The organism is Sphingomonas sp. YR710, from assembly GCF_900101455.1.
Lineage (GTDB): Bacteria > Pseudomonadota > Alphaproteobacteria > Sphingomonadales > Sphingomonadaceae > Rhizorhabdus.
The window spans coordinates 207,215-219,287 of record NZ_FMZJ01000003.1 but is presented as its reverse complement, the minus strand read 5'-3'; the positions used below and the strand labels follow the sequence as shown (position 1 = coordinate 219,287).

The window sequence follows — 12,073 nt, the reverse complement described above, 5'->3', positions numbered from 1 at the left end:
CCGAACCGCAAGAGGTTCGAACTCCAGAGCATATGGGTTCCCGCCTTCGCGGGAATGACGATTGGCAGACGGGGAGTTTTTGAATGCCCGATCACCAGTCCACCGCGACGCGTACCGTAATCGCCCCCGGCCTCATCGCCCGCATCTCGCGCGCAATCGAGGTTGTGCGCGGCGGTGATGCGGCGTGGTTCGGCCCGTCGCAACCGATAGCGCCGGTCGCCGACGCGCCCGCCGACGCAACCCAGGGGCGCCGCTTCGACTATCCGTTCGGATGGAACCAGCAGACGGCCAAGCGCGGTGGGGCGCCGGTCACCTTCGATCAGATGCGGGCGCTCGCCGATGGCTATGATCTGCTGCGGATCGTGCTGGAGACCCGCAAGGATCAGATCGCGAAGCTCAAATGGCGGATCGTGCCGATCGATCCGGCGGTGAAGCCCGGCGATGCCGCGAAGGCAGCAACCGATTTCTTAGCCTGCCCGGATCGCGAGCATGATTTCGCGACCTGGGTGCGGATGCTGGTCGAGGAAATGTACGTCACCGACGCCGCCTGCATCTATCCGCGGCGGACGCGCGGCGGGAATGTCTGGTCGCTCGACCTGATCGACGGGACGACGATCAACCGGCTGCTCGACGGCACCGGCCGCACGCCGACCGCGCCCGATCCGGCCTATCAGCAGATTTTGCACGGGCTACCGGCGATCAACTATGCGGCCGCCGAACTGATCTACCGCCCGCGCAACGGGCGGGTGTGGAAGGCCTATGGCTATAGCGCCGTCGAGCAGATCATCACGACGGTGAACATCGCGCTGCGGCGGCAGGTGAACCAGTTGTCGTTCTTCACCAACGGCAATGTCCCGTCCTTGATCTTCAACGTGCCCGAGGCGTGGGGGCCGGACCAGATCCGTCAGATGCAGAGCTGGTGGGACGAACTGACCCTCAAGGGCCGTGACTATAGCGCGCGCTTCATTCCCGGCGGGGTGAAGCCGTACGATACGCGCGAGCAGTTGCTGAAGGACGACTTCGACGAATGGCTGGCGCGGATCGTCTGCTTCGCTTTCTCGATCGAGCCGACCCCGTTCGTTAAGCAGGCCAATCGCGCCACCGCCGAAACCGCGCGCCAGCAATCGCTAGAGGAGGGCGTGGCGCCGATCCAGTTGTGGATCAAATCGGTGGTCGACCAGTGCCTTCGGGCGATGGGGCTCGGCGATCATCATTTCACGTGGGACGACGAGCGTTCGATCGATCCGCTGGTGCGGGCGCAGATTGCGGAGATCTATGTGCGGGTGGGGATATTGAGTGTCGATGAGGCACGGGTGGCGATGGGGCGGGATGCGGTGGGGGCAGCAGATGGCGCGCCAAAATCCACCCTCGACACTGCGCAGCCGCAATCCTAGCCTGCCCCAGGACCATATCGTCAGGGACACCCCATGCGCCACGCTCTCGCATCGATCACGCTCGCCTGTTCGCTCCTGTTCTCCACCGCCCCCAGCTACGCCGACGATCCCGCGCCCGCTGCCAAAGACGGCGCCGACGCGAAGAAATCCGCCATCGAACTACCGCCGATGTCGGCCGACAAGTCGATCGACCAGATCGCGATGATCGGTGGGCGGCCGGTCAAATATAAGGCGACGGTCGGCCATATCAGCGTGCGCGATGCCAAGGGCAAGGAGATCGGGCAGGTCGTCTATACCGCTTATGTCGTCGGCACGGGGGCCGCGCGGCCGGTGACGTTCGCGTTCAATGGCGGACCGGGTGCGTCGTCGGTATTCCTCAACATGGGCGCGGTCGGGCCGAAGAGGGTCGGGTTCGGGCAGCAGGGCGATAGCCCGTCGGACAGCGCGGTGGTGCGCGACAATCCGCAGAGCTGGCTCGATTTCACCGACCTGGTGTTTATCGATCCGATCGGCACCGGCTTCTCGCGCAGCCTGGTCGACGAGGCAGAGACCAAGAAGGCGTTCTATGGCGCCAAGCCCGATATCGAATATCTGAGCCGGGTCGTCTATGACTGGCTGGTCAAATATGGCCGGCTGACGAGCCGCAAATATCTGATGGGCGAAAGCTATGGCGGCTTTCGCGTGCCGCGCATGGCCTATTATCTGCAGAGCCAGCTCGGCGTCGGGATGAGCGGGCTGGTGATGGTGTCGCCCTATCTCGATCCCGCGGCGATCGGCAATGAAACGAGCCTGTCGCCGCTGCCGTGGATGATCAACCTGCCGGCGATGGCGGCCGGCAATTTCGAGCGGCAGGGCAAGCTGAACGCGGCGAATATGGCCGAGGTTGAGCAATATGTGCGCACCGATTTCGTCACCGATTATCTGAAAGGGCCGGCCGACAAGGCCGCGACCGATCGGCTGTCGGCGAAGGTGGCGACCTATAGCGGCATCGATCCGGCGCTGGTGCGCAGGCTCGACGGGCGGCTCGATATCGGGACCTATCTGCGCGAGATCCGCCGCGCGACCGGGCAGGTGGGGAGCGTCTATGACAGCAATGTCACGGCTTATGATCCGTTTCCGTCATCGGCCGAGGCGCGGTATAACGACCCCCTGCTCGACGGGCTGATCGCGCCGACGACGAGTGCGATGGTCGATTTTGTGACCAACCAGGTCGGTTGGAAGAGCGAGGCGCGGTACAACACCTTGTCCTATGACGTGAACCGGGTCTGGGACCGCGACAATAGCGACAGCCCGGTCACCGATCTGCGCAAGGCGATCGCGGTCGATCCGAAGATGGGGGCGATCATCGTCCATGGCTGGGATGATCTGTCCTGCCCCTATTTCGGATCGCGGCTGATCGTCGATCAGATGCCGAAGTTCGGTGCGGACGAGCGGATCAAACTGCGCGTCTATCCGGGCGGGCATATGTTCTATGCACGGCCGGACAGTTCGGCTGCGCTGAAACGGGATGTGATGGGGATGTATGGGGTGGCGGGGTAGTCCGAGCTGCAATTTGCACCCCTCTCCAACCGCCTTCCTCGCGAAAGCGGGGACCCATGGACGGCGGTGGCTATTGGTTCAAGCATCCCGTGACCGTGAGTTCCCGCTTTCGCGGGCATGACGATTGAGGTGTTCGCGCCCGGAAAGTCGGATCACTCCGGCTCGTCGTCCCTCATCCAGCCATAGACGTTGCGCGCGGTCATCGAGCTCAGGAAGGCGATGATGCCGATCACGATGCCGGACCCATAGCCATAGCCGTCTGCCAGCCAGAATAGTCCGACGAATACCAGAACCGCCGCCAGCCCCGCCATCATCAGCGGTAGCGCACGGCCTTGGGCTTTCTCGGTCATGCGTCGCCTTTCGGAACAGCGAAGGCCGCGCGGCCCCTTTTTAATGTTTCAAGGAGAATTCCATGAAGATCTTTGCCCCTTTCCGCAAGGTTGTGGCACAGGATGACGGGACGATCGTCGTCGCCGGCATTGCCTCGACCGAGGCCGTCGACGCCGATGGCGAGATCATCAAGGCGTCGGCGATCGCGGCCGCCTTGCCCGATTTCATGCGCCACGGAACGGGGGCGCTGCGCGAGATGCACCAGTTGAGCGCAGCCGGCACAGTGACGAGCCTTGATGTACAAGGGAGCGAGACGCTGATTGAGGCGCATGTCGTCGATCCCGTAGCCGTGAAGAAGGTACAGGCCGGGGTCTACAAGGGGTTTTCGGTCGGCGGGAAGGTGACCGCCCGCGATACCGAGATGCAGAAGATGATCACCGGCGTGAAACTGGTCGAGATCAGCTTGGTCGACCGGCCGAACAATCCCGACGCGGTGCTGACCTTCTGGAAGGTCGACGGCGAGGATCCGGCGATGGTGCCCATGAATGCGTCGCCCGAGCTGCCGGCCGCGCCGATGTGGCAGGTCGAGCGGCTGGCGCGGATACTGGCCGAGCTGAGTTGCTTGCAGCAGGATGCCGCCTGGGAGGCGCGCGAAGGCGAGGCGGCGGCGGTTCCCGTAGAATTGAAGACGGCTGTCGGCGGTCTGGCGACGTTGTTGAGTGCGATGCTGGTGTCCGCGCCCGAAGCGCCCGTGCCGTCCGAAGGCGAGACGATTGCGGCGAGAGCCGGCGTCGATCTGGCGAAGGTGGAGACGATGATCGCCCGCGCGCTGGCACCGCTGGCGGGGCAGAATGAATTGCTCAAGGCCGAGATCGCCGCGCTCAGGGCCGAACCGCTGCCGGCGAAGGCGGTACTGCGGGTTGTCGGTAAGACGGGCGATGGCGGTGTAGTGGACGACGGGTTCGAACCCGTACGCAACGCCGACGGATCGATCAACGAGCCCGCGACCGAGATGAAAAAGGTGCATGCTGCCGGGCCGGTAAGGCGCGGCTGAGCGCAGTACTTAATTCCTCCCCGAGCTCGCTCGGGGAGGGGGACCGCCGCAGGCGGTGGTGGGGCAATTCCGAACTCGCATCCCCATCGTCTTCGCCTGTTCAATCGTCGCGCTGACCCCTCCACCATGCTGCGCATGGTCCCCCTCCCGAGCAAGCTCGGTGAGGAATTTAGAGAGTTCCCCCAAGCCGCGCGGTCTCCACCGGCGGCTTTTTTCATGGCCACAGGAGACTGCATTATGTCCACCACCGACGACACCATCGCGCTGATCAAGGGCGCGCAGACGAGCCCCGACGATCTGATCAAATCCTTCGTCCAGCCGTCGACCGCGACCACGGGGTTGCAGGCCTATAATCTCGAAGGGCCGTCGAAGAAATTGTTCCCGGTGCTGACGCCGTTACGCAACCGCATTGCGCGGGTGAGCGGCGGTTTTGCGATCCAGGCGAACTGGAAGGCGATCACCAATATCAACGTCGGCAATGTCCGCGCCGGCGTCTCCGAAGGACGGCGCGGCGGCGTGATCGCGCACAGCCAGTCCGAATATTTCGCGGCCTTCCGGGCGTTCGGGCTCGAGAATAATGTCACGTTCGAGGCCGGTTACGCCGCAAAGGGCTATGAGGATGTGAAGGCGCTGGCGGTGCAGGCGACCCTGCAGGCAACGATGATCCAGGAAGAAAAACTGATCCTGGGCGGCAATACCTCCTTCCCGCTCGGCACCACGCCGACGCCGACGGTGACGCCGTCGAACAGCGGCGGATCGCTGAGTGCGGCGACCTGGTCGGTGATTTGCGTGGCGCTGGGCTTGCAGGCCTATGCCGATGTCGTCGGCATCAACAATGGCGGGATCGGGCAGGGGCTCGATCCGACCACCGCGATCGTGCCAGGCGTCGTCACCCGCGCCAATGCCGACGGCACGACCGAGACGTTCGGCGGCGGTTCCGCGCAGAAATCGGCAAACGCCACCGGCGCTACCACCGGCAGCAGCGGCTCGCTGACCGCGAGCGTGACACCGGTGCGCGGCGCGGTTGGGTACGCCTGGTATGTCGGCACGGCGGGTTCGGAGAAGCTGGCAGCCGTGACATCGATTTCGAGCGTGCTGATCACCACGGCGCCGGCCGGTGGCGCGCAGAGCGCGGCGTCGCTCGCGGTGTCGGACAACAGCACGTCGTCGCTTGACTTCGACGGCCTGCTGACGATGGCGTTCAACCCAGCGCTCAACGCTTATTATTATCAGATGCCGGCGGGGACGGCGGGGGTTGGTACCGGCCTTACCGCCGACGGCGCGGGCGGGATCGCCGAATTCGAGGTGGCATTCGCGAGTTTCTACAACAAATACCGCTTGTCGCCGACGGTGATGTTCGTGTCGGCGCAGGAGCTGACCAATATCACGAAGAAGATCGTGGCGAATAGCGGGGCACCCTTGCTGCGGCTCAATACCGATGCGGCAAATCCCGGCGTGATCCAGGCAAGCGTGAAGCTGGGCAGCTATCTCAACAAGGTGACCGGCGATGAGGTCGCGGTGGTCGTCCATCCCAATATGCCCGCGGGTACGATCTTCTTCTGGACCGATATGCTGCCTTATGATGCCTCGGGTGTCGGCCAGGTCGCGCGGATGCTGATGCGGCAGGATTATTATCAGCTCGAATGGCCGTTGAAGACCCGGCGCTACGAATATGGTGTCTATGCCGACGGCGTGCTGCAGCATTATGCGCCGTTCAGCATGGGCGTGATCAGCGGGATCGCGAACGCCTGAGGGGCAAAAGCCCTCTCCCTTCGGGAGAGGCGCAAAAGCATGCTTTTGCGGGTGAGGGTTTTCGCGGTCTGAAGTGGCCACAACTGGCCGACCACGCTCTGCCTTCGGCCTCGCTCCCCCTCACCCCAACCCTCTCCCCGCTGGGGAGAGGGGGCAAGCCGGCCCCGCCTTCCAGCGAAATCTCTTCACCCAAGGAGGCCCGATATGGCCCAGTATCGCGCGCCTGCGCATGTGCATTCGATCGCCTTGTCCTCCGGCCACCACGCCGTGCGCAATGGAATGGTCGAACTCCCCGAAACTCTGAACGAGAGCGACCGCGCCGGCCTTTCCGCAAGCGGCTTCGTGGCGGTCGCCAGCCCCGAGCCCGATCTCAAGAAGAAAGCCTGAACGATGCCCGACCTCACGACGCTCGACAGCGTCCGCGCTTATATGGGCGGGGCGAGTACCGTCGACGATGCGCTGATCGGCCAGCTGATCGGTGCTTATTCGGCGGCGGTGCTCGCGTTCCTCAACCGGCAGGTCGTCAGCGGCCCGGTCGAGACATGGCGCGACGGGCATGGCGGGCGGACGCTCACTTTGCCCGAATATCCGGTGCGGGCGATCGACCTGCTCGAAATCGACGGCTGCGCGGTTCCGCCGCAGCCTTTGATCGGGCAGGCCGGCTTTCGCTTCACGACCACGCAGATCATCCTTGATGGCTACATTTTCACGGCCGGCGCGGGCAATATCCATATCCGCTACACTGCGGGCTATGATGCGGTGCCGGCTGATATCGAGCAGGCGGTGAACGAACTGGTTGCGCTGCGTTACCGCGAGCGCGACCGGATCGGCCACCGCTCCAAATCACTGGCGGGCGAGACGGTGACCTTCGTCACCGCCGCTCTGCCTGAAAGCGCGCGGGCGATGCTCGCGCCCTGGCAGCAGGTGGCGCCGTTATGATCGAACTTTCGATGGTCGGCGCCGATGCGCTGACCGATCGGCTCGATGCGATCGCGGGGCGATTGCAGACCGAGGTGCAAGCCGGCCTGGCCGAGGCGGCCGAACGGTTGCGGCGCGAGATCGTCGACAATCGTTTGTCGGGCCAGGTGCTGAACGCTCACAGTGGCCGCTTGCGCGGATCGATCATGGTCGCGACGGGAAACCAGTCGGTCAGCGTGACGAGCGACCTGCCTTATGCGGCCGCGCAGGAATATGGCTTCGACGGTGTCGAGACGGTCCGTGCGCATGTCCGGCGGATTCGCGAGGCGTTCGGCCGGCCGATCGCCGAAAAGGCCGTCAATGTCCGATCGTTTGCGCGCCCGGCGCATCTGCCCGCGCGGTCGTTCATGCGATCGGCGCTCGCCGATCTTGAGGCCGGCGGCGTGATCCGGGGTGCTATCGAGGATGCGGTGGGGAGGGCGCTGGCATGAACCGCGAGGCGATCTTTTCCACTCTGTTCGCGATGATCGCGCCGATGCCGGCACTGGTGACAACATCGCGCCGCCTCAAGCACTGGACCGATATACCATCGTCCGAAATGCCGGCGATGATCCTGGCGCAGGGCCGCCAGATCGTCGAGGCGCCGGCCGCGCGCGGGCTGCCGACCAAGTGGCAGATCGAGGCGATGATCTACCTATACGTGCACACTATCGATCAGGCGCCGGGCACCGTGATCAACCCGATCTTGGACACGATCACGTCGATCCTCGATCCTGATCCGGCGGGCCATCCGCAGACCCTGAACGGGCTCGTCGAATATGCGCGGATCGAGGGCGCGATCGAGACGAGCGAAGGGGCGCTCGGCGATATCGAAGTCGCGATCATCCCGGTGCGGATGCTCGCATTTTAGGGCGATATGTCACCCCAAGCCGTCATTCCCGCGAAGGCGGGAACCTATAACCTCCGAACCGCGAGAGTCGGGAGCTTCAGAGCATATGGGGTCCCGTCTTCGCGGGAATGACGGCTGAGGCGCGCGACGTCGCGCCGCTATTTTCTGACGATTACCGGCCGTTTCGGCCATTCTTCTGGGAGACAGATGATGTACACATTTGGAACGGGGGCCATGTGGGGCACCCCGCTGACCGACGCGTCGGGCACGGCGATCAGCAATCCGACGCCGGTATTGCTCGGCGTATTGCAGGACGTGTCGGTCGATATCTCGTTCGACAACAAGCCGCTCCATGGCACCCGCCAGTTCGCGGTGGCGATGGGGCGCGGCAAGGGCAAGATCGGCGGCAAGGCGAAGTTCGCGCAGATCAACGGTGCGACGCTCAACTCGCTGTTCTTCGGCCAGACGGTGACGACCAGCCTGCTCGCCGATGTGCACGACATCACCGGTGCCGCGATCCCGACTACGCCGTTCACGATTACACCGACCGTGCCCAATGCGGGCACATGGAGCGTCGATCTGGGCGCGCGCGACAGCAATGGTGTGCCGATGACACGCGTGGCATCCGCGCCGACAACCGGCCAATATTCGGTAAGCGCCGGCGTCTATACCTTCGCTGCCGCGGATACCGGCAAAACGGTCTATATCTCCTACCAATATACGGCGACATCGACGACCGCGAAGACCTCGACCGTGACCAACCTGACGATGGGCGATGCACCTTCGTTCCGCTGCGATTTGTTCAGCAGCTTCGGCGGCAAGGGGCTGACGCTGAGCCTGTTCAACTGCTTCACCAACAAGCTGCAGGTTTCGACCAAGCAGGAGGATTTCCTGATCCCCGAATTCGATTTCGATGCGATCGCCGACGGTGCGGGCCGCGTCCTCCAGTGGGGGATGGGCGAATAATGGCGCGGGTCATCATAGCCGGGCGCGGCTTCGATCTCGCGCCCTACAAGCTCGCGCAGCTCAAGACGGCGGCGCCGTTCATCGACCGGATCAACGCTACGCAGGGCGCGCTGACCAGTGTCGAGGGCATGGCGGCCTCGGCCTCCGATTTCCTGGGCGTGCTCGCGGTCGGGCTGGCGCGGATCGATCCGTCGTTGAACCTGGAGGCGCTCGAGGAGATGGTGGGGCTGGCGGATATCCCCGCGCTGCGGGATGGCTTCATGGCCGTGCTGGTGGAATCGGGCATGATCGCGGGGGAAGCGGAGGCTCCCGTGCCGGCGGAGCCGACGGGAGCCTTGCCGCCAGCCTCCGCACCGTCGTCTGCGAACTGATCGCCGCCGGCATCGAAGGCGGATCGAAGCGTGCGATCGAGGACGCGTGGGATCTCCACGATGTCGCCGCGATGCGCGAGCATTGGCGGACGAACGGGCCGCCGCTCAACGTGGCTGCGGTGGCGATCGCAGCGGCGCTCGGTGTGGATCTGATGGCCGAGGAGTACACGCCATTGGGTGCGGGAGGCGGGGATAATATGGTCTTTGGTCCGTCTATTCCCGAACTATATGCAGTGGCGAGCGTGGGGGCAGGGCAGGATACGCGGTTGGCGTCGTCGATCGTCGTAAAGCGATGGTCATGTGCTGAATAAGACTTGGCAAATGGCCAGATATCGTGCTTTCTATTAACTCATTTCTTTTCGGATGGGGCGCGTATGAGGAGGATCGTTGTTATCGCGGTGTTGTTACTTGCCGTTCAGACGGGCAGCGCGTTCGCGCGTAAGGCGCCGCGTCGAGCAACTGCTCCGCTCACCGCAGCAGAGGCGATCATCAGAGATGCCGGCCCAGCTACTGACGACGATATCCTTCGAGATGCGGCTCCGGGGTTGCCCCAGCCAGCCAGCCAGGGTGCCGACCAATGTTGGATGGATTATTGTCCTTGCGCAGAGGATGGACCAATGGATCTCGGCATTTGTCGAGACATGAGGGCAGGTTTGCCCGTTGATGCTACCGTGCTTTCAGCGGCCGCAAAACTTCGCGATACGAGGCGATATATGGAGAAATGGCACCGGGATCATCCGGATAACCAAATTCCCGTCCAGCATTGATCTGGGCCTGACGCGATTGGTTCGCTGCATAGCCTAGCATAGCATAGGCGCAGCCTCACAGCCGGACGGGCTTGATCCCGTGCGCCGAACGCTCGTGCGACTGAACGTAGTAATATCAGTTCTATACCAGGTTGATGGTTCCTAAAGCCGGCATTGACGGAGCCGGGAAGGGGATCTTCGGCGCATCGTTCCCATGATGTTGGCGATGATCGAGCGATGGAGAGGGTGATGGGGAATCAGCAAGTCGGTGTTGATGTCAGCGCCAACGTCAGCGGTCTGGTAGCGGGCCTTAACGATGGCAAAAATAGCGTAGCTGATCTGGTGATGCAGGTTAGCGATATGACAAAGAAAATTGTTGAAGGGAGCAAGCCCGCTGAGGTTTTTGGAGATCATTTGAAGGACCTATTCTCGGCAATTTCGAAGATTTCTGGCGGCACGTCCGTCTTCCTGGAGATGATGGGTGGCCCATGGGGTGCTGCCATCGGCGCAGGGATTTCACTGGCAGCAGCACTGGCCGAAAAACTGTTCGCGGCCGGAGACGGAAGTGAGGCACTGGCGAAGCGCCAGGAAGCGCTGGCCCCGTATTTGGATCGCACCACCGGAAAAATGCGCGAGCAGGTCGGATTACTTGCGTTGCTCGCAACGAAGCGGGACATTGGGGAAAAGGGAACGAGTCTTCATCAGGACTATGATCAGAAGCGTCAGGATATGGTGCAATGGCTTTCACACGCCAGCCTTGTCGATCGCACCAGGAATCCCAAGTTTCCCGTAGAGGAAAAATACAACATACAGAACCTTCTGGCGAAATATGCCTCGGGAAAAATAAACGTAACAGGCCTCTATAAAGCGATCAATCAGCTGTCCGCGGCCGATCCAGCTAATGCCCAATTGAAGAGCATAGCGGAGCGTACGCTGACTCTAGCGGCCGGTGTGCAAGAATCGGCCCAAGCATTTGAGAGGAATGCTCTTGAGGCCGCGCGATACGCAGTTGCGGCTGGAACGGCGACGGAAGCTGATAAGAAGCTAGTGGCAGCCAATAGGGAGGTAACCGCTTCGCTGCCACTCGCAGTTGCGCCGCCGTCAGGAGGTCGGCATCCGTCCAAGCGGACTGGCAGCCCCGTCCCAGCCAAATTCGTGCCAGGACCGGAGCCCAAAGTAGAAGAAGCGGCTGCCTTCCAGGGCATTGCGGATACGCCGCTGCCTATCACACCAGCGATGCGTGCCGATTTCATTGCCAGCACGCAAGCGATGTACAAGCAAATCGGTAAGATCGGTGACACGACGCTCGATGAGCAAAAGGCCAAGTGGAAGGGCGTTGCCGATTCCATCGCCGGTGCGTGGGCGACCTCGCTGGCGGGCATGATCAAGGGCACGCAGAATTTCCGCGGCATGATGCTGAGCATCGGTAATGCCATATTGGGTGAAGCGACCAAGTGGATCGAGAAGAAGGCATCGGCCTTCATCTCCAACGAACTGACGCAGACCGCCGCAGTGCTCAGCGGTACGGCCTCGCGCAATGCGATCGAGGCTTCCGGTGCAGCGACGTCGATCGGCATCTCGGCTACGACATCGCTTACCGAAATCGCCCATTCTGCCGCAGTGGCCGCGTCACGCGCCTATAAGGTTATCGCGGGTATTCAGCCATATGGCCCTTTTATCGCGCCCGTCGTTGCGGCTGCCGCGCTTGCGGGCGTGATGGCGTTTGGCAAAAGCATCTTCTCCGCAGAGGGCGGGATGGGGCAGGTTCCTTACGATGGGGCGATGTTCGAACTGCACAAGGACGAAATGGTGCTACCGGCCAGCCTGGCGACACCGATGCGATCGATGCTTGCCAAGGATGGCACGAGTGGTGTCGGCTTCGCGGCAAATGATACTGGCACGACGCACAACCATTATTACAATATCAGCGCGATGGACGGGCAGGATGTGCATCGTGTGCTCATGCGGCACCACGGCTCGGTCGCGCGGGCTGCCGAGCGGGCATATCGAAACGGCTACGCCGTCAGATGACCATCAATCCGATCCTAACGACATCGAACGGGATCGCCCCATAGCCCTTTGATCAAGAGGGAGTCGTCATGTCCCTCTTCAAT

At 62.7% G+C, this 12,073-nt stretch carries 12 protein-coding genes; 11 read left to right on the top strand and 1 reads right to left on the bottom strand.

The features are described 5' to 3' along the window. The first annotated feature begins 83 nt into the window (after window positions 1–83). Window positions 84–1,394: a phage portal protein gene (locus tag BLS13_RS05655; protein WP_093450485.1), complete on the top strand. Its 1,311-nt coding sequence runs from the start codon at window positions 84–86 to the stop codon at window positions 1,392–1,394. Window positions 1,395–1,427: 33 nt separating this feature from the next. Beyond that, window positions 1,428–2,933, top strand: a complete 1,506-nt coding sequence (locus BLS13_RS05650; RefSeq protein ID WP_093450483.1) for a S10 family peptidase — start codon at window positions 1,428–1,430, stop codon at window positions 2,931–2,933. A gap of 152 nt (window positions 2,934–3,085) precedes the next feature. Here BLS13_RS05650 and BLS13_RS05645 read toward each other — a convergent pair whose 3' ends face one another. Further along, a complete protein-coding gene (locus BLS13_RS05645) occupies window positions 3,086–3,283 on the bottom strand; it encodes a hypothetical protein (protein ID WP_093450482.1) in 198 nt (65 codons plus the stop codon). A 62-nt stretch (window positions 3,284–3,345) separates the two neighbouring features. Here BLS13_RS05645 and BLS13_RS05640 point away from each other — a divergent pair, with 62 nt between their 5' ends. The 9 genes from BLS13_RS05640 (at window position 3,346) to BLS13_RS20285 (ending at window position 11,990) form a co-directional block, all read left to right on the top strand. Then, window positions 3,346–4,317 (top strand): hypothetical protein, encoded by a 972-nt coding sequence (locus BLS13_RS05640; protein WP_093450480.1) that lies wholly within the window; start codon window positions 3,346–3,348, stop codon window positions 4,315–4,317. Window positions 4,318–4,554: 237 nt separating this feature from the next. Beyond that, the gene (locus BLS13_RS05635) at window positions 4,555–6,069 is read left to right on the top strand and encodes a hypothetical protein (protein WP_093450478.1); all 1,515 of its coding nucleotides are present in this window, start codon (window positions 4,555–4,557) and stop codon (window positions 6,067–6,069) included. Window positions 6,070–6,273: 204 nt separating this feature from the next. Then, window positions 6,274–6,456, top strand: a complete 183-nt coding sequence (locus BLS13_RS05630) for a hypothetical protein (protein WP_093450477.1) — start codon at window positions 6,274–6,276, stop codon at window positions 6,454–6,456. Between the two features lie 3 nt (window positions 6,457–6,459). Further along, on the top strand, window positions 6,460–7,008 hold the full coding sequence (locus tag BLS13_RS05625; RefSeq protein WP_093450475.1) for a phage head-tail connector protein: 549 nt from the start codon (window positions 6,460–6,462) through the stop codon (window positions 7,006–7,008). Continuing rightward, window positions 7,005–7,478 carry an HK97 gp10 family phage protein gene (locus BLS13_RS05620; protein ID WP_093450474.1) on the top strand — a complete coding sequence of 158 codons (474 nt, stop codon included), beginning with the start codon at window positions 7,005–7,007 and terminating at the stop codon, window positions 7,476–7,478. Before BLS13_RS05625 ends, BLS13_RS05620 begins: the two co-directional genes overlap by 4 nt. Beyond that, window positions 7,475–7,897 carry a hypothetical protein gene (locus BLS13_RS05615; RefSeq protein WP_093450472.1) on the top strand — a complete coding sequence of 141 codons (423 nt, stop codon included), beginning with the start codon at window positions 7,475–7,477 and terminating at the stop codon, window positions 7,895–7,897. The genes BLS13_RS05620 and BLS13_RS05615 overlap by 4 nt, the downstream gene beginning before the upstream one ends. 186 nt (window positions 7,898–8,083) lie before the next feature. Beyond that, the gene (locus BLS13_RS05610; RefSeq protein ID WP_093450471.1) at window positions 8,084–8,842 is read left to right on the top strand and encodes a hypothetical protein; all 759 of its coding nucleotides are present in this window, start codon (window positions 8,084–8,086) and stop codon (window positions 8,840–8,842) included. Next, on the top strand, window positions 8,842–9,213 hold the full coding sequence (locus BLS13_RS21155) for a hypothetical protein (RefSeq protein ID WP_093450470.1): 372 nt from the start codon (window positions 8,842–8,844) through the stop codon (window positions 9,211–9,213). Before BLS13_RS05610 ends, BLS13_RS21155 begins: the two co-directional genes overlap by 1 nt. 995 nt (window positions 9,214–10,208) lie before the next feature. After that, window positions 10,209–11,990 (top strand): hypothetical protein, encoded by a 1,782-nt coding sequence (locus BLS13_RS20285; RefSeq protein WP_143011881.1) that lies wholly within the window; start codon window positions 10,209–10,211, stop codon window positions 11,988–11,990. Window positions 11,991–12,073 lie beyond the last annotated feature (83 nt).